The organism is Micromonospora sp. NPDC004704 (assembly GCF_053601675.1).
In genome coordinates, this window is sequence record NZ_JBSGCD010000016.1 from 49,711 (window position 1) to 68,255 (window position 18,545).

Below are 18,545 nucleotides of genomic sequence, written 5' to 3' on the forward strand. Positions count from 1 at the left end.
CGAACGCTCCGGCGCACCTAGGCTCCACCGCGATCCCGTCCGGTGGTCGACGGTGACGGCCCGGCACCCGCCGTCGCGCCGGAGTACGGGACGGTCGGACCGGGGGGTACGGGTGGTGGACGAGGTCCTCTTCGGGCGGGAGTCGGAGCAGGCCCGTCTGACCGGTGAGCTCGACCGGGCTCCGGCCACCGGCGGTGCCCTGGTGCTGCGCGGCGAGGCCGGCGTCGGCAAGTCCTCGCTGCTGGCGGCGACCACGTCGCAGGCAGCCCGGCGGGGGATGCGGATACTCACCACAACCGGGGTGCAGGCGGAGATCGAGGTTCCGTTCGCCGGGCTGCACCGCCTGCTCCGTACGGTCCTGGACGGTGAACGGGAGCCGGCCGCCCGCGACACCGTGCTGGCTGCGGTCGGGATGGTCGACGCGCCGGTCGGTCAACCGTTCCGGGTCGCCCTGGCCGTGCTCGACCTGCTCACCACCACCACCGCCGCCGGTCAGCCCGTCCTGCTGGCGGTGGAGGACGCGCAGTGGCTGGACCGGCCGAGCTGGGACGTGCTCACCTTCGTCGCGCGGCGGCTGACGTCCGACCCGGTCGTGCTGGTCATGGCGATGCGTGACGGCGCCGAGTGCGAACGCCGGCTCGCCTCGGCCGGTCTGCCGGAACTGCGCGTCGAGCCGCTGGCCGAGGAGCCGGCGGTGGCACTGCTCGCGTACCGGGCACCCGGGTTGTCACCCGCGCTGCGGGCGAGGGTCCTGTCCGAGGCGGGCGGAAACCCGCTCGGTCTGGTCGAGCTGGCCGTGGTCGCGGCCCGGTTCGGCCCGGACGCCCTGCTGCCGGCCTCGCTGCCGCTGACCGCCCGGGTGGAACGGACCTTCACCGCACTCGTCGGCGAGCTGCCCCCGGCGACCAGGACGCTGCTGCTGGTCGCCGCGCTCGACGACGGGGACGGCCTGGACGAGATCCTGGGCGCGACCGCCGGGCTGGAGACCACGCCGGTCACGGTTGCCGACGTCCAGGCGGCGGTCACCGCCGGCCTGGTCGAGGTGGACGACGGGTTCCGGATCCGGTTCCGGCACCCGCTGGTCCGCTCCGCGGTACGCCAGGCGGCCGGGGTCGCCCGGCGACGGCAGGTGCACGCCGCGCTCGCCGGGCAGCTCGCCGGGCAGGACGACCGCCGGGTCCGGCACCGGGCCGCGGCCACGATCGGGGCCGACGAGCAGGTGGCGCGGGACCTCACCGCCGCCGCCGACCGGGCCGCCCGTCGGGGCGCGGTCGCCTCCGCGCTGACCACGATGGAACGCGCCGCGCAGCTCAGCGAGGACGCCCGCGAGCGGTCCGACCGGCTGCTGCGGGCGGCCGGGTACGCGGTCGACCTCGGCGACCACCCGAGCGTCGTACGGCTGGTCCGGGATGTCGAGGAGCAGTACCTCCAGCCCACCGACCAGGCCCGGCTGTCCTGGCTGCGGGAGGCGTTCCTCGGCGGGGGCTGGTCCGGGGCCGCGCCGCTGCCGGCGTTCGTCGACATCGTGGACCTGATGCGACGCAACGGGGACACCGAACTCGCACTGCACAGCCTGGTCACGCTGAGCGTACGGAGTTGGTGGTCGAACCCGGACGAGCAGACCCGTGGAATGCTCCTCGCCGCCGCGGAACGGCTGGACGTGCCGGCGCTGGATCCACGGCTGGTCAACGTGCTCGCCGGGATCGCACCGATCGAACGCGGGGCCGAGGCACTCGACCGACTGTCCGTGCTGATGCGCCGGATGGACAGCGATCCGGGTGATTTGTTCCTGCTCGGCAACGCCGCGAACGCGGTCGGGGCGCTCGGGCTGGCGACCACCTTCCTCGCCTCGTCGGTCGCCGGGCTCCGGAGCCAGGGCCGGCTCGGTCTGCTGGCGGTGACGCTGGTGAACCAGGCCTGGACCGCCGCCCAACTGGCCGACATCCGGCTCGGCCTGACCGCCGCCACGGAGGGTCGGGCGTTGTCGCTGGAGACCGGCCAACCCCGGTGGGCGATGACCGCCGACCTCAACCGGGCCCACGTGGAGGCCCTGCGGGGCAACGGCGAGACCGCCCGGGAGTTGGCCGACGAGGTGGAGCGGCTGTTGCTGCCGGGCGGCGCGAGCCCGATCCTCGGCATGGTCCAGCTCACCCGGGGTGTCGAGGCACTCGCCGCGGGGCGGGACGCGGACGCGTACCGGCATCTGTACCGGATCTTCGACCCGGCGGACGGCGCGTACCACCAGTACCTGCGGTTCTCGGCGTTCGGCCACCTCGCCGACGCCGGTACGCGCAGCGGGCACCACGACCAGGTCGCCGCGATCCTGCGTACGCTGCAACCGATCGTCGCCGCGACCCGGTCCCCGATCCTGCGGGTCACCGTGGCGTACGCGGAAGCGGTCCTCTCGGCCGGCGCCGACGCGGACGGTGACGCCGGCACGGACGAGGTTTTCCGCGCCCGTCTGGGCACCGACCTGTCCGGGTGGCCGTTCGAACGGGCCCGGCTCCAGTTGGCCTACGGCGGGTGGCTGCGGCGACGGCGGCGCGTGGCCGAGTCGCGGCCGCTGTTGCGCGAGGCGTGCGCCGTGTTCGACGCGTTGGGTGTGGTGCCGTGGGCGGACAGGGCCCGGCGGGAGCTGCGGGCCGCCGGCGAGGCGAGCCGCCGCCCGGTCGACTGGCAGAGCCTGCTCACGCCACAGGAGTTGCAGATCGCGGAGCTGGCCGCGACGGGGTTGAGCAACCCCGAGATCGCCGAGCGCCTGTTCCTGTCCCGACGCACCGTCAGCACCCACCTGTACCGGATCTACCCGAAGATGGGGATCAGCTCGCGTGGCGAACTGGGGCGGGCGATGTTCGCACCGGGTGAACGCGACGACACGCCGAGCGACACCCCGAGCTGAGCACCGGCAGTCACCACCGGGTGACCCGTACATCCGTTAGCCTCGATGCGACCACCTCGGCGTCATGTGGGTTTCTCCGCCTCGGACCGTGGCGTTCACGGACGCCCTCCAGGGTTATCGACCATGAAGAGGCTCAGCCGTCGCACCATCGTCCTGGGTGGACTGGCCACCGCGGGAACGGTGGTCGCCCCCTGGCGCATCGCCCAGGCCGCCGTACCGTTTCCGTTCAAGCTGGGGGTCGCCTCCGGCGAACCGGCGCCCGACAGTGTCGTGCTCTGGACCCGCCTGGCCCCGACGCCGCTCAACGCCGACGGGCAGGGCGGCATGGCCGACGCCGACGTGACCGTCGAGTGGCAGGTGTCGGCCAACGACCGGTTCACCTCGCTGGTCGCGTCCGGCTCGGTCGCCGCCCGTTACGCCGACGCGCACTCGGTGCACGTGGTGGCGGGAGGTCTCGCCCCCGACGCCGACTACTACTACCGGTTCCGGGCCCAGGGGCACATCTCCCCGGTCGGACGTACGCGTACCGCACCGGCGGTCGGTACCTTCGGCCGGGAACTGGTGATGGCCTTCGCGTCCTGCGCGCACTACGAGTCGGGCTACTACACGGCGTACCGGCGGATCGCCGAGGACAATCCCGGACTGATCCTGCACCTGGGCGACTACATCTACGAGGGCGGCGCGACCGCCGGCGCGGTACGCGAGCACCTGGGCAGCGAGATCGTCAGCCTGGCCGACTACCGCCGCCGGTACGCCCAGTACAAGTCCGACCCGGACCTGCAGGCGGCGCATGCGGCGGCGCCGTGGCTGGTGGTGCCGGACGACCACGAGGTGGAGAACAACTACGCCAACATGGTCCGGGCCAACAACACCCCGGCGCTGACCACGGCCCAGTGGACCGCCCGGCGTACCGCCGCCTACCGGGCGTACTACGAGAACATGCCGCTGCGGCCCAGTTCCGCGCCGAGCGGGAACGCCATCCCGCTGTTCCGCCGGGTCCGGTGGGGGCAACTGGCGACCTTCCACATGCTGGACACCCGCCAGTTCCGCGACGACCAGGCCAGCGGTGACGGGTGGAAGGTTTCCACCGACGCCGACCTGGCCTCGCGCAGCCTCACCGGTGCCGCCCAGGAGACCTGGCTGCTCGACGGGCTGGCCCAGCACTACGGCACCTGGGACATCCTGGGCCAGCAGGTCTTCTTCGCCCGCCAGCTCGACGCCGCCGGGGCGGCCAACATGGACGCCTGGGACGGTTACCGCGCCTCCCGCTCCCGGATCCAGCAGGGCTGGACTCAGCGGGGCGTACGCAACCCGCTGGTGCTCACCGGCGACGTGCACCGGGCCTGGGCCAACGACCTCAAGGCCGACTACACCAGCCCGTCGTCGGCCACCATCGGCACCGAACTGGTCTGCACCTCGATCACCTCCGGTGGCAACGGGAGCGCCAGCACCACCATCCCGAACGTGTCGAACAACCCGCACCTGAAGTTCTCCTCCGACCGGCGCGGTTACGTCCGTACGACCATCAGTCCCACCCAGGTCCGGGCCGACTTCCGCGCGGTGGCCACGGTCACCGAGCACGGCGCCCCGGTGTCCACCGTCGGCTCGTTCGTCGTCGTCGACGGCCAGCCCGGCCTGCGTCCCGCGTAAGAGGAGAAGACCACCCAATGTCAGCCATCACCTCACTGCTCGTCGCGTCCCTCCTCGCGGCACCGATCCCGTCGGACGTGGCCGCCGCCGCGGCGACCTGGTCCACCGCCAACAGCGTCGCCACCGGCGACCAGGACACCCCGGCCGTCGCGGCCAACCGCAACGGGCGGGTCGCGGTCGTCTGGGAGGACGACCGGGACGACACCAACCCGGGCGACAACCTGCACTCGGAAATCTACCTGCGGGTGTTCAACAACGGCGCCGCCGTGTACGAGGTCAAGCTCTCCGCCGGTGGCACCAGTGGCGCCGCCTGGCGGCACGTGAACCCGGACGTGGGCCTGGACGACAAGGGCAACGCGGTCGTGGTCTGGTCCGACGACCCGGACGGCAACGGGGTCTACAACGTGCCGTACCGGGTGGTGTCCCCGACCGGGACGGTCCTCGCCTCGGGCCGGGCCAACGCCAGCACCGCCGGGCAGCAGACCTGGCCGAGGGTCGCGGTCGACCCGGACGGCGTGGCCAACAACAACGCCGCAGTGGCGTTCACCGTGGTCTGGGAGGACGTCCAGGGCACCAGCCCGGCGACGGTCAGGGCCGCCGGCTACACCAACATCACCACCAAGGCGTACGAGGTGACGGCGAGCCAGACCACCGGTCAGCACCACCGGCCGGACGTGGCGGTGTCGGCGTCCGGCGAGGCGACCGTGGTGTGGGACGAGGACGGTGACGCCAACGGCTCCTACAACGTCGGGCTCACCCGTCTGGCCAGGGCGAACGGGGCGGTCACGCTGTCCCGCCGGACCGCGAACGCGAACAGCGGTGGTCAGCAGGTGCGACCCGCCGTGGCGGCGAACTTCAACGGTGACTTCACCGTCGCCTGGGAGTCCGACCACACCGGCACCCGTGGGGTGTGGACCCGTTCGTTCACCACGACGGGTGTCGCCCGGCACAGCGAGGTCGAGACCTCGGCCGGGACCGGTGCCGCCGCGCCGACGGTCGGCATCGACGACCAGGCCAACGTGGTGGTCGGGTGGACGGTCCAGGCGACCGACACCGACGTCCGGGTCCGGGGCCTCAACCCGGACGGTACGGACACCGGCCGGCTCGCCGCGCAGGTGCTCAGCCAGTCCACCGTCGGCCGCCAGGAGCAGACGGCCATCACCAGTTCGGCCTGGGGTGAGGTGGCGGTCTGCTACACCGACGACAACGACGGCAACCAGTTCGACCAGGTCCTGTTGGGTACCGGCGTGACCAACTCGAACTGGTAGGACCATGCGTGGGGCACCGTCCCGGATCGGTCACGCACCGGTCCGGGACGGTGGCCGTGCAGGTGTCGGTCGACGCCCCGCAACCTTGACCCCCGGTCGCGCGTGTGACCCGTGTCAGAAGATCGACCCCTCCGTCGAGGATGGTTGTGGATGAGAAGAAGAAGAACGCGGCTGCTGGTCGCCACGGTGCTGATCGCGGTCGCACCGGCGCTGGTCGGAGCCGCACCGGCAGCCGCGCAACGGCCGGGTACGCCGACGGCACCACCGGTCACCTGGTCGGACTGCGACGACGGTTACCAGTGCGCGACCGTGGCCGCGCCGCTGGACTACGACCAGCCGCGAGGGCGGCAGATCAGCCTCTCCCTGATCAAGGATCCGGCAACGGATCCGGCGAACCGGATCGGCACGCTGTTCGTGAACTTCGGTGGCCCCGGCGCCTCCGGGGTGGAGCGGCTGCGGGCCCGGGGCCGGTGGGAGTGGCTGTTCTCGCCCGAGTTGCGGGCCCGGTTCGACCTGGTGTCGTGGGACACCCGAGGGGTGGGCCGCAGCACCGCCGTACGGTGCTTCGGCACCGAGGCGGAGCAGCAGGAGTTCTTTTCCACCATCCCGGCCTTCCCGGTCGGGGCGAACGAGGAGAAGTCCTTCTACGCCGCCGCGGAGGATCTCGGCCGCCGCTGCCGCGACCGCAACGGCGACCTGCTCGACCACCTGTCCAGTGCGGACACGGCGCGGGATCTCGACCTGCTCCGCCGTGCGGTCGGCGACAGCCACCTGAACTACTTCGGGCTGTCGTACGGCACCTACGTCGGGGCGACCTACGCCAACCTGTTCCCCGACCGGGTACGGGCGCTCGTCCTCGACGGGGCGCTGGACTTCATCGGCAACGCCACCGGGCACGGTATCGACGGGCTCACCAAGCCGATCGACACCCGCCAGGACGTACCCCGGGGCATCGCGGAGACGTTCGACCAGTTCCTGCGCCGCTGCGCCGCCGCGGGGGCGGCGAAGTGTGCGTTCGCGGCCGGCGGTGACCCTCGGGCGAAGTTCGCCGAGCTGACCGCGCGGGCCCGTCAACGGCCGGTCGTGGTGGACGGCGAGAGCTGGTCGTACACCAGCATCATCAGCACCGTCAACGACAACCTGCCGCGTCCGCTGTGGTGGGCGGACCTCGCCGTGCAACTCGAGCGGCTCTACAACGCACCGGAGACCGCCACGCTGGGCGCCCGCGCCGCCCGGCCGACACCGGGTGAGGAGTACCTGGCCAACAACACCGAGGCGTTCTACGCCACCAACTGTGCGGACAGCATCGTGCCCGGCAACACCGCGATCTACAGCCGGCTCGGGGCGAGCGAGGAACGGCGGGTGCCGTACTTCGGTCCGGTCGGGGTTTTCGACTACATGCCGTGTGCCAAGTGGCCGGCCCGCAACACGGACCGGTACCTGGGTCCGTGGGACCGGTGGACCGCCGCGCCGATCCTGGTGGTCAACAATCGGTACGACCCGTCGACCCCGTGGCACGGCGCCCGCGACGCCACCGCGGAACTGGCCCGGGGTCGCCTGTTCACCATCGAGGGTGCGGGCCACACCGGGATGTTCGTCCCCAGCACCTGCGGTGAACGGGTGAAACGGGAGTACCTGTTCACCGGCGCGCTGCCGGCACCCGGCGTCGTCTGCGCGGCGGACGACGACCCGTTCGCGTAACGGGACGGCCCGTCCGCTCGATCAGGAAGGGCGACGCGTTCGCGTAACGGGACGACGACCTGTTCGAGTAGACCGGCGGCCGGGCGGGGACCACCCCGCCCGGCCGCCGGGCCGGTCCCCCGAGCCAATCTGCGTTTCACGTTCGGCGCGCATGGGTACCTCCGGCCTCCGATGAAGCTGCCACTGCACTCGACCCGCCTGCGCCGCGCCGCGCGGCACCATTTCGGCTGGCGCTCGCTGCGCCCCGGCCAACTCGCCGCGATGCGGGCGGTGATGAAAGGACGCGACGCCCTCGTCGTACTCTCCACCGGAGCCGGGAAGTCGGCGATCTACCAGGTGCCGGCGGCACTGCTGCCCGGCCCGACGGTGGTGATCTCACCGCTACTCGCCCTGCAACAGGACCAGATCCGCACCCTAAACGAGCGGGACAACCCCCGGCTGCGCGCGGTCCGGGTCAGCTCGGCCGAGACGCCGAACCAGCAGGCCGAGGCACTGCACGAGATCGAGGACGGCCGGGCCCGGTTCCTGTTCATCACCCCCGAGCAGCTCAGCAACCCGGAGGTGCTGGCCAAGGTACGCGCGCTGCGCCCGGCCCTGGTCGCGGTGGACGAGGCGCACTGCATCTCGGCCTGGGGAAACGACTTCCGCCCCGACTACCTGGCGCTCGGTCACCTGATCCGGGGACTGGGCCGACCGCCGGTGGTCGCGTTGACCGCCACCGCGTCACCACCCGTACGCGAGGACATCGTCGCCCGGCTCGGGCTGGTCGATCCGCGTACGGTGGTCGCCGGACTGGACCGGCCGAACCTCTTCCTGGAGGTGGCGCACTGCCCGACCGAGGACTACCGGTGGCGGCGCCTGATCGGCCTGCTCGACGGTGGTCAGTGGCCCGGCATCGTCTACGTGCCGACCCGACGCGCCGCCGAGGAGCTCGCGACCCGGCTGACCGACGCCGGTCACGCGGCCGAGTTCTACCACGGCGGGATGCCGGCCGGCGCCCGTACGGAGCTGCACGAGCGGTTCCTCGCCGACCAGGTCCCGATCATGGTGGCGACGTCGGCGTTCGGGATGGGCATCGACAAACCCAACATCCGCTGGGTGGCGCACGTGGCCCTGCCCGACTCGCCGGACAGCTACCTGCAGGAGATCGGGCGGGCCGGACGGGACGGGGAGCCCGCCCACGCGCTGCTGCTGTGGCGGGCCGAGGACATCGGATTGCAGCGTTTCTTCACCGGCGGCACCCCGGACGCCGCGGAGCTGACCGAACTCGCCGCCGCCCTGCACGAGGGGCCGGCCACCCGGACCGCGCTGCGGGAGCGGACCGGGATGGGGGCACGCAAGCTCGGCCAGCTTCTCGCCCTGCTGGAAAGGGTCGGCGCGGCCCGTACGACGGGAACCAGTCAGCGGGTCAGCAGCCCCCGGTACGCCCCGGAGCCGGCGGAGGCGGGCCGGGCGGCGGTGGCCGAGGCCGAGCGGCAGCAGGCGGTACAGAACAGCCGTACGGACATGATGCGGGCGTTCGCCGAGACCACCGGCTGCCGAAGCCAGGCCCTGCTGGCGTACTTCGGTGAGCAGCTCACCACGACCTGCGGGCACTGCGACAGCTGCCACGCCGGCACCAGCACCGCCGCCGACGGGGCGAGCGGGCCGTTCCCGGTGCACAGCACGGTGGAGCACACCGAGTGGGGGCCGGGGATGGTGATGAGCTACGAGGACGACCGGATGACGGTCCTGTTCCAGAATGTCGGATACAAGACGCTTTCCGTACCCGTGGTCAGCGAACAGGGGTTGCTCACCGCCGTTGTCGGCGGTGACTCGTAGACTCCCCGGATGGCTTCCCCGACGCAGGTGCGGACCACGGATTCGTTGCAGGTGCTCCGGCGGGTCTTCGGCTACGACGCCTTCCGGGGCAACCAGCAGGAGATCATCGACCAGGTGGTCGACGGCGGGGACGCGCTCGTACTGATGCCGACCGGCGGCGGGAAGTCTCTCTGCTACCAGATCCCGGCGCTGGTCCGCGAGGGTGTCGCGGTGGTCGTCTCGCCGCTCATCGCGCTGATGCAGGACCAGGTCGACGCCCTGACCAACCTCGGGGTACGGGCCGGGTTCATCAACTCCAGCCAGGACTACGCCGCCCGGCGGCAGGTGGAGGCGGCCTTCCTGGCCAACGAGTTGGACCTGCTGTACCTGGCCCCGGAGGCGCTCGGCTCCGGCGGCACGATCGGGCTGCTGGACCGGGGCAAAATCGCCCTGTTCGCCATCGACGAGGCGCACTGCGTGGCCCAGTGGGGTCACGACTTCCGGCCCGACTACCTGGCGTTGTCGATGCTGCACGAGCGGTGGCCGACCGTACCCCGGATCGCGCTGACCGCGACCGCGACCCCGGCCACCCACGCCGAGATCGCCACCCGGCTGAACCTGGAGAACGCCCGGCACTTCGTGGCGAGCTTCGACCGGCCGAACATCCAGTACCGGATCGTGGCCAAGCAGGAACCGCGCAAGCAGCTCCTCGACCTGCTGCGCACCGAACACCCCGGTGACGCCGGGATCGTCTACTGCCTGTCCCGGGCCTCGGTGGACAAGACCGCCGAGTTCCTGGTCGGCAACGGCATCGCCGCGCTGCCGTACCACGCCGGGTTGGACTCCTCGACCCGAGCCGCGAACCAGAAGCGCTTCCTGCGCGAGGACGGCCTGGTGATGGTCGCCACGATCGCGTTCGGCATGGGCATCGACAAACCCGACGTACGCTTCGTCGCCCACCTCGACCTGCCCAAGTCCGTCGAGGGCTACTACCAGGAGACCGGCCGGGCCGGCCGGGACGGGTTGCCGTCGACCGCCTGGCTCGCGTACGGGCTGCAGGACGTGGTCCAGCAACGCAAGATGATCGACGGCTCCGAGGGGGACGCCGCGCACCGCCGGATGCTCGCCGGGCACCTCGACGCCATGCTGGCCCTCTGCGAGACGGTGGAGTGCCGGCGGGTCCGGATCCTCGCCTACTTCGGTCAGCAGAGCGAGCCGTGCGGCAACTGCGACACCTGCCTCACCCCGCCCCAGTCGTGGGACGCCACCATCCCGGCCCAGAAGCTCCTCTCCACCGTGCTCCGGCTGCACCGCGAGCGGAACCAGAAGTTCGGTGCCGGCCAGTCGATCGACATCCTGCTCGGCCGCAAGACGGAGAAGGTCGCCCAGCACGGCCACGACGAGCTGACCGTGTTCGGGATCGGCGCAGAGCTGCGCGAGGCCGAATGGCGCGGGGTGGTCCGAGCCCTGCTGGCCCAGGGACTGCTCGCGGTCGAGGGCGAGTACGGCACCCTGGTGCTCACCGAGGCCAGCGCGGAGGTGCTCGGTCGGCGACGTACGGTGATGATGCGACGCGAACCGGAGCGGACCGCCACCTCCCGCGGCGCCAAGCCTCGCGGTGCCGGAGCCCCGGCCGCCGAGCTGTCGCCGGCCGCCGCCCCGCTGTTCGAGCGGCTCCGGGCCTGGCGGGGCGCGACCGCCAAGGAGCAGGGCGTGCCGGCGTACGTCATCTTCCACGACGCGACCCTGCGCCAGATCGCGACCGACGTGCCGGCCACCCTGGCCGACCTCGGCCGGGTCAGCGGCGTCGGAGAGAACAAGCTGGCGAAGTACGGCCAGCAGATCCTGGACACCCTCGCCGAATAGCGGCGCAGGTCAGTCCAGCGGCTCGGACAGACCGCGCAGGCTCCACCGGTTCGCGCCCCCGCGCAACACGGTACGGGTGAGCGGGGAGATGTCGATCCGCCAGAACGAGGTGGGTGTCGCCGCGATCGCGTTGACCACCAGCGCCCGGATCACCATCGGATGGGTGACCGCGACCACCGTACGGGTGGAGCCGTCCAGGTCACGCAGCCAGTCGCCGGTCCGGGCGAGCAAATCGGCGAGGCTCTCCCCACCGTGCGGCGCGGCGGCCGGGTCGGTCAGCCAGGCAGCCACCGCCTCCGGCTCGTCGGCCGCGACCCGGTCGAGCGTGCTCCCGGCCCAGCGGCCCAGATCGCCGTCACGCAGCCCCTCGTCGACCGTCGGAACCAGGCCCAGCGCGACCGCGGTCTCGACGCACCGACGGGCCGGGGCGCAGAGCACGGCGTCGAAGCGGGGCAGTGAGCCGGCGGCGGCCGTGGCATCGGCCAACCCGTGCGGGTCCAACGGTTCGTCGACCGGGAAGGCGGCCCGGCGGACCGCCGCCGTCGGTGCGTGCGCGATCAGGATCAGTCGGGTCGTCATCGCCGGTGTCGATCTCCTCGCCATGGATGGTGTCGGACGTGGCGCACACGATGCCCGCGCAGGTTGACACCCCGGCGCCGCCGCCCGTAGCGTCCGGTCCACAGCGTGATGGTGGGAGGAAGCCGGTGAGATCCCGGCACGGTCGCGCCACTGTAACCGTTCTCCGCCGTGCGGCAGTCCGGAAGTCAGACCCTCCACCGTCACGGATACCACTATGGGACGCGTGATCCCGAGGAGGTTTGCCATGGCAAACGTATCCGCACTGCCGACCCCGACCGCCGTGACCGTGCCGGTGCCGGCACCGATCCCGCTGCGCCAGATCCTCCCCTGGGCGATCTTCGGCGCGGTGCTGGCGGTCGTGCTGCTCTACTTCGTCGGCGCCGAACAGGGCGTGACCTCGCTGATCTCCGGCGAAACGGTGCACGAGTTCGTCCACGACGGACGCCACCTGCTCGGTTTCCCCTGCCACTGAGCCGGCCGGACACCCACGTGCTCTCCGCTCGCTCACTACTGATCCGTGGGATGCTGGTCGGCCTCGCCGCCGGTGTCGCCGCGTACCTGTTCGCCACCCTGTTCGGTGAGGGACCGGTCGGGCAGGCCATCGACTTCGAGTCCGCCGCCGGTGCCGCCGCCCACGCCGCGTCACACGGTGCGGCCGATGCCGCACACACCGACGCCGCCGAACCCGAGCTGGTCAGCCGCACCGTGCAGAGCACCATTGGGCTGGCCACCGCCGCCCTGGTGTACGGGGTGGCGCTCGGCGGCCTGTTCGCGCTCGCCTTCGCGGTCGCGTACGGCCGGATCGGACGGTTCCCACCCCGTGCCACCGCCGCACTGGTCGGACTCGCCGGCTTCGTCACGGTGGCCCTGGTGCCGTTCCTGAAGTACCCGGCGAACCCGCCGGCCACCGGTAACCCGGACACCCTCGGCCAACGGACCGTCCTGTACTTCCTCATGATCGTGATCGCGGTCGCCGCCGGGCTGCTCGCCCTCTACCTCGGTCGTTGGCTGCACCCGCAGTACGGGGCATGGAACGCCACCCTGCTGGCGGTCGGCGCGTACGCGGTGTTCATCACCGTCGTACAGCTCGCACTCCCGTCGATCAACGAGGTCCCCGACGGCTTCCCGGCCCTGGTGCTGTGGGAGTTCCGGCTGGCCTCGCTCGGCACCCAGTTCGTCACCTGGGCCACCCTCGGCCTGCTCTTCGGCGCCCTGACCGAACGCCGGGTACGCGCCAGCGCCGCCCGACGCGGCGTCGGCGAGACGGTCACGGTCTGACGCCGGAAACGGACACGGTCGACTCCGCTCGGCGGGCATGAAAACCCGTCGAGCGGGGACCGGAGCCGGATCGCCGCGTCCCGGAAAGTCAGCCTCGGCTGTGGGCCGGGTTCGGGGTGTGCGGCAGCTTGCCGAGTTCGCGCCAGTTGGTTTCGGCCATGTCGACGCCGTAGTGCTTCGCGGCGGCGCGGATGTTGGCGAAGGCCTGCTCCCGCTCGGCGTCGGTGACGCCCTGGACCTGGTCGAACCGGGCCACCGCGTTGCGTACGTGGCCGGCGTCGACCAGCGGCTCCTTGCGCTTGTCGGGAAAGGCGAAGACCGAATCCGGCAGCTCCCGCTTCGTCTTGCTGGACAGCGTGCCGTGCTCCTCGTGCGGCTTCCAGGTGGTTTTCATGCCCTCCCCCTACCCACGGGGAGCCGAACTACACCCGCCGGAGCCGATCCCAGCGCTGGTCAGCCCCGGTGTCCCCGGCCGTCGGCGTCGGTCGGGAGTTTGCCGAGGACCTTGTTGATGATGTGGATCCGGGCGTTGCCGGCCCGGTAGTCGGTGCACAGGGTGTCCGCCTGGCCGGCGACGCGGGCCATCGTCCCGGACGCGGTGACCTCGACCTTCGTCCCGTCCAGGGTGGTCACCGTACCGGCGTCGACCAGGTCGGACAGCGAGTGCGATCCGTCGACGAGGTGGGCCTCGATCAGTGCACGCAGGTCGTCCTTGCGCTCGATGAACAGGGCGTCGAGCGTGTCCTCGTTGAACTTGGCCAGGAACGCGTCGTCGGTCGGGGCGAGAATGGTCAGGCCGGCCCGGCCCCGCAGTTCGGGGGCCAGGCCCGACGCCCGCAGCGCGGACTCGAACGTGGTCAGCACGGGGATCCACTGCAACGCCACGTCGACCGGTTCGCCGACCAGCGAGGCCGGGTTGCCCGGATCGGTGCCGGCGGGCAGCACGTCGCACAGCGGCCCGGTCACCGCGACCGCCGTACTGTCGCCGCTTGTCGCCGTGTCCCGGTCGTCGGCGCTCGTGCAGGCCGCGAGGGTAAGGACCAGCAGGAGGCTCAGCCCGGCGGACCGAAGCGCGGTGACCGGGCGGGCACCGCCCGTACGCCGGGCCGGGCGGCCGTGGGTGCGGAGCGGAACGGTTGGCTCGGACACGATGATCTCCTGCCTCTCGGTACGGTCGTGCCGGCGGGCCGGGCGTGGGACCCGACCCGCCGGCACGGGTTCACCGGTGTGTCAGTGTGCTCGGTGGAGCCGGGTCACAGCCCCGCGCACTGGCCCGACTTCGGACCCTGCACCGTGTTGGCGAGGTTCAGGTTGATCGGCGCCGGGCTGTTGCCGGCACAGCTCAACGGACCGTTGACCGAGTTGCCGGCCAGCAGTGGCACATCGACGCCGGTGCCGTTGGCCGCGAGGCTGACCGGGCCGGAGACGTTGACGTTGACCACGTTGACCGCACCGGTGGTGCCCGAGATCGAAACCGGACCGCGTACGGTGCTGTCGGTCAGGAAGACACCGGCCGCACCGGCGGCGCTGACCGGCCCGTTGATGGTGGTCCCGGTGGCGACGAGGGTCGCGCCGGGGCGGACCGTGACCGGGCCGTTCACGGTGCCGTCGGCCAGACAGGTGAAGCCGGAGACGACCAGCGGACCGTTGTACCGGCCGGAGCCGGTCGGGTAGACCCGCTCGCCGCCGACGAACTCCTCGGCGCCCTGGGCGTCGAGCAGCAACGGGATCAGGCCCCGCTCCGGCTGGTTCAGCGGCACGAAGTACGCGTCACCGCTCTTGACGACCTTCCAGCCGTGCGCCCGGATGCGCTGGGCGACGGTGGTGCCGACGCCGCCGGGACCGTCCGTGCGGGCCCCGTTGTACTGCTCCTCGGTGAGCTTGTACGCGCACGGTGCGGTGTCCAGGATCTGGTCCGGACCGGGCGCGTCGGCCACCGGCGGGCTCTCCCCCGGGTGCGGTGCCGGGTGGGCCGGGATCAGGTGCGATCCCCGGAACACGATCCGGCTGCTGTTCGAGGTCTGGAACTTGATCGCCTCGGTCCGGGCCTGCTTGATCGCCGGCAGGTTCGCCCGGTGGTAGTCGAGGAACTGGTTGAACGTCCACATCGCCGAGTACGACTTGCGCCGCCGGTTGTTGGCGGTGTTGCCCTCGTCGGGGCGGGTGGCGCCACCGGAGCTGCGCAGCTCGAGCAGGGAGTTCACCACGTTCTTCAGGCCCAGGGTGTTGCGCAGGATGGTCTCCTCGCCCAGGCCCACGTTGCCACCGTTGGCGCACCCGTACGGGCACGGCCACCAGCCGTCCTTGGCGCCCTGCTCGTACATGTGGCCCTCGATCATGTGCTGCGACTCGTTGAAGATCGAGGTCGCCACGTTCTGGTGCCGTGGCGGCAGCATCGGCAGGTCACCGGCGCTGGAGTTGCCGAACTCGTGGCCGTCGTAGCCGGCCACCGGCCGGTACTCGCGCAGCATCTGGACGAACGCGAAGGTCTCCGGCTGGCGGATCAGCGAGTAGTCCCGGTTGAGGTCCTGCCCGGTGGAGTTGCCCCGGGTGTTGGCCGCCCGGCCGTCACCGTTGATCGTGGGGACGATCAGCACGGTGGTGTGCGACAGCAGGTCGAGCGTGCGGGAATCCTTGCTGAAAGCGAGCTTGCGAGCCATGATCAGGCACGCCTCGCGGTCGCCCGGCTCACCGCCGTGCACGTTGCAGTTGATCGACAGGGGCGAGGTCGCCGCGACGGCCGCCGCGGTGGCCGGCGGGGTGGGGTAGCCGATGACGAACATGTTGATCGGCCGACCGAGCACGGTACGCCCGATCTCCACCACCCGGACCCGCTCGCTCAGCTCGTCGACGGCCGCGGTGTACGCGTACTCGTTGACGTCGCTGGTGTACTGCGCGGCCTTGGTGGTCTCCCACTGCGTACGCAGGTTCTCGCCGGTCACGGCCGGGTCGCCCCAGGGTGCCGTGGTGGTGCCGGAGACCGGCAGCGAGTACGGCTGGACCTCGGTGCCGAACCGGGCCCGTACCCGCCACTGGAACCGGTCGCCGGGGTTGAATCCGGCGTCGGCGAACGTGGGCTTCTCGTTGTTGATCTGGCGGTTGGGGCGCCAGACCCCGACCACGGTGGCCGGACCGGTGGCGGTGTCGCCGCCGTCCACCAGGGTGCGTTCGATCTGGTAGTCGGTGGCGCCGGCAACCGGGGTCCAGGTCAGCGTCGCGAAACCGTCGGCCTGCGCGACGGCGAGGCCCTGTACCTGGTTTGGTTCCTCGGCGGCGAGGGCGGTGAGCCGGGTCGAGTTCGGACTACCCAGCGCGGCCGCCGGGGCGGTGAAGGTACCGAGGGTGGCAACGAGTAGACCGGACAGGACGGCTACCGTTGGTCGTCTGTATCGCATGGAACCTCCAGGGTGTTGAAGGCGCAGTTGATCAGGGACAGCAGTGCTGGCCATCATGATCGACTTCAGTTGATGACGCAAGATCTTGAGCAATTCTTGAGGTTCGATCGCTCCGGATCCGCGTGGGCGCGAATGCGCCGTCATCCACTGAGGATCAGGCGACACCCTCGGGGCGGAACTGCACGCTGACCCTCGGCCCGACCGGGCGGGCGGTCTTCGGGATCGCGTGTTCCCAGGTGCGCTGGCAGGAGCCGCCCATCACCACGAGGTCGCCGTGCCCGAGCGGGAAACGCAGGCTGGCCCCGCCGCCCTTCGGCCGCAGCAGCAGCGGGCGGGGCGTGCCGAAGGAGACGATCGCGACCATGGTGTCCTGGTGCGATGACCGCCCCTGGGTGTCGCCGTGCCAGGCCACGCTGTCCCGGCCGGTGCGGTACAGGCACATCCCGGCGGTGACGAACGGCTCCCCCAGCTTCGGGGCGTAGTGCGCGGTGAGCCGGCGACGGGCCTCGGTCAGCAGCGGGTGCGGCAGCGTCTCGTGGCCGGCGTACCAGCGCAGCAGGCGAGGGACGTCGACCTGCCCGTCGTACATCCGGCGGCGCTCGGCCCGCCAGTCGACGTCGTCCAGCAACGTGGCGAGCACCAGGTCGGAGCCCTGCACCCAGCCGGGCAGGTGATCGACCCAGGCACCACGGGTCAGCTCGTGCCGCCGGACCGCCCCGGCCAGCCGGCCGAGGCTCGCCGTGGGTGCCGTGTCCAGCATCGATGGCTGGTAAACGCCGTGCGCCATGACGGTCAGCGTACGCCTCAATCGAACAGGCGTACGAACGGGGTACCCGGTATGCACCCCCCGGCGACCGCCGACTCCCCCGAGGCGAGCGCGTCGAGTACGGCCCGTGCCCGGTGCAGCTCGACCGGGTCCACCTCGGGCATCACGTGATTGTTGCGGCGAACGTGTGCGAGCAGGTCCTCCTCGGGGGTCAGGGCGTGCTCGCGGAGGTGGTAGGAGACCGCGTCGGTCCAGATCCACGACCCGTCCGTACGGACGTTCGTCGGCACCACCGGACCCCGGGCCCGGTCCAGCGGGTCCTCGGCGCGGTCCGGGGTGAGCAGCAACGGCGTACCCGAGTCGAGGTAGCCCAGCACCCGGTTCCGTTCGTCGGCGTCGAGCCGCTCCCCGTCGCCGCCGGGCCCCGCACCGGTGGTGGTGTGCCCGTCGCGGGCGAACCGGATCGGCCGTGGCGGCGCGGCGGCCCAGAGCAGTGCGGCCCGACCCAGGGCGGTGCGCTGGTACTCGGGCAACCCGCCCGGGTCGGCGAACACCTCGACCCGTGGGTCGCGCTCCCCCGCGGCGAGGAGCACGGCCTGCGCCGCGGCGGCCACGCCGGGCAGGTCGGCGCCACCGTCGCCGACGACCTGCACCAGGTACATCCGGCGGGGCGGCGGCCACCGGGTGGCCCGGTCCGGAAACGACCAGACCCGCCAAAGCGCCCGTACGCCGGGGATCCGGTCGGGTACCGCCCCGGTGAGCGCGAGGTCGACCGGATCGCGCCTGCCGGACCGATCGTACCGCCCGGTCGGCTTCGGCGGGTACGGCACCCGCTCACCGGGCTCCGCCGACACCGTCGGGTCGTACGGTGCCAACCGGTAGTGCAGGAGCGGCGCCGGAGTCCCGCGCGGTATGTCGTCCACCGCCTCGGTCTCCTCACCGGCGTCGGCGAGCACACCGGTGAGCAGGCTGACGTCCGCCTCGGTGACGGCGACCCGGCCGGCGATCGTGCCGAAGACCACCGCCTGCGCCACCTCGACCGACCTCCCCTCGGCCAACCACTGCCGGGCCTGCGCGACCAGTCCGTCGGGCAGTCGACCGGCCAGGCGGAGCAGCAACCCGTGCAACCCGTCGAGCCGTGACCGAACCCGCGCGTCCGCTTCCGCACCTGCCGCCACGACCGTCCTCCCCACCCCGCCGAGTGCCCGCACCGGGCGAACGTACGAAGCGACTACGGAGCGGAGGCCGCTCTGGTTCAGGTGACATTTCCCAAGTCCCGCCGCGCTCCCCCGGCCACCTGCGGTGCAACCGGCGCGGCCCGCCGGACCGGTTTTTCCACCATG

General features: G+C 71.8%; 14 protein-coding genes. 8 read left to right on the forward strand and 6 right to left on the reverse strand.

Annotated elements, in window-relative coordinates; translation table 11 throughout:
* The first annotated feature begins 112 nt into the window (after positions 1 to 112).
* From ACWEFB_RS22070 to recQ, 6 genes are all read left to right on the forward strand, one after another.
* A complete protein-coding gene (locus ACWEFB_RS22070; RefSeq protein WP_452288102.1) occupies positions 113 to 2,899 on the forward strand; it encodes an ATP-binding protein in 2,787 nt (928 codons plus the stop codon).
* 123 nt (positions 2,900 to 3,022) lie between these two features.
* Complete coding sequence (locus ACWEFB_RS22075) at positions 3,023 to 4,549, forward strand: alkaline phosphatase D family protein (protein ID WP_452288104.1); 1,527 nt, start codon at positions 3,023 to 3,025, stop codon at positions 4,547 to 4,549.
* Between the two features lie 17 nt (positions 4,550 to 4,566).
* A complete protein-coding gene (locus ACWEFB_RS22080) occupies positions 4,567 to 5,817 on the forward strand; it encodes a hypothetical protein (RefSeq protein ID WP_452288106.1) in 1,251 nt (416 codons plus the stop codon).
* 150 nt (positions 5,818 to 5,967) lie between these two features.
* Entirely contained in the window at positions 5,968 to 7,518 is a 1,551-nt protein-coding gene (locus tag ACWEFB_RS22085; protein ID WP_452288108.1) for an alpha/beta fold hydrolase, read from the forward strand.
* A 171-nt stretch (positions 7,519 to 7,689) separates the two neighbouring features.
* Positions 7,690 to 9,339, forward strand: a complete 1,650-nt coding sequence (locus tag ACWEFB_RS22090) for a RecQ family ATP-dependent DNA helicase (RefSeq protein ID WP_326557722.1) — start codon at positions 7,690 to 7,692, stop codon at positions 9,337 to 9,339.
* Positions 9,340 to 9,348: 9 nt separating this feature from the next.
* Positions 9,349 to 11,184 (forward strand): DNA helicase RecQ, encoded by a 1,836-nt coding sequence (gene recQ / locus ACWEFB_RS22095; protein ID WP_452288111.1) that lies wholly within the window; start codon positions 9,349 to 9,351, stop codon positions 11,182 to 11,184.
* A 9-nt stretch (positions 11,185 to 11,193) separates the two neighbouring features.
* Here recQ and ACWEFB_RS22100 read toward each other — a convergent pair whose 3' ends face one another.
* On the reverse strand, positions 11,194 to 11,763 hold the full coding sequence (locus ACWEFB_RS22100; protein ID WP_452288113.1) for a histidine phosphatase family protein: 570 nt from the start codon (positions 11,761 to 11,763) through the stop codon (positions 11,194 to 11,196).
* A gap of 244 nt (positions 11,764 to 12,007) precedes the next feature.
* Between ACWEFB_RS22100 and ACWEFB_RS22105 the strand changes: the two genes are divergently transcribed.
* Complete coding sequence (locus tag ACWEFB_RS22105) at positions 12,008 to 12,235, forward strand: CbtB domain-containing protein (RefSeq protein WP_404515928.1); 228 nt, start codon at positions 12,008 to 12,010, stop codon at positions 12,233 to 12,235.
* Between the two features lie 17 nt (positions 12,236 to 12,252).
* Positions 12,253 to 13,041 (forward strand): CbtA family protein, encoded by a 789-nt coding sequence (locus ACWEFB_RS22110; RefSeq protein ID WP_452288116.1) that lies wholly within the window; start codon positions 12,253 to 12,255, stop codon positions 13,039 to 13,041.
* Between the two features lie 88 nt (positions 13,042 to 13,129).
* On the opposite strand, the gene ACWEFB_RS22115 is transcribed toward ACWEFB_RS22110, so the two are convergent.
* From ACWEFB_RS22115 to ACWEFB_RS22135, 5 genes are all read right to left on the reverse strand, one after another.
* A complete protein-coding gene (locus ACWEFB_RS22115) occupies positions 13,130 to 13,435 on the reverse strand; it encodes a DUF6582 domain-containing protein (protein ID WP_326557717.1) in 306 nt (101 codons plus the stop codon).
* Positions 13,436 to 13,494: 59 nt separating this feature from the next.
* Positions 13,495 to 14,190: a fasciclin domain-containing protein gene (locus ACWEFB_RS22120; RefSeq protein ID WP_452288118.1), complete on the reverse strand. Its 696-nt coding sequence runs from the start codon at positions 14,188 to 14,190 to the stop codon at positions 13,495 to 13,497.
* Between the two features lie 104 nt (positions 14,191 to 14,294).
* Positions 14,295 to 16,436 (reverse strand): M14 family zinc carboxypeptidase, encoded by a 2,142-nt coding sequence (locus tag ACWEFB_RS22125; RefSeq protein ID WP_452288120.1) that lies wholly within the window; start codon positions 16,434 to 16,436, stop codon positions 14,295 to 14,297.
* Positions 16,437 to 16,590: 154 nt separating this feature from the next.
* A complete protein-coding gene (locus ACWEFB_RS22130; RefSeq protein WP_452288122.1) occupies positions 16,591 to 17,223 on the reverse strand; it encodes an alpha-ketoglutarate-dependent dioxygenase AlkB in 633 nt (210 codons plus the stop codon).
* 17 nt (positions 17,224 to 17,240) lie between these two features.
* Positions 17,241 to 18,380: a hypothetical protein gene (locus ACWEFB_RS22135; protein WP_452288124.1), complete on the reverse strand. Its 1,140-nt coding sequence runs from the start codon at positions 18,378 to 18,380 to the stop codon at positions 17,241 to 17,243.
* Between the last annotated feature and the right edge of the window lie 165 nt (positions 18,381 to 18,545).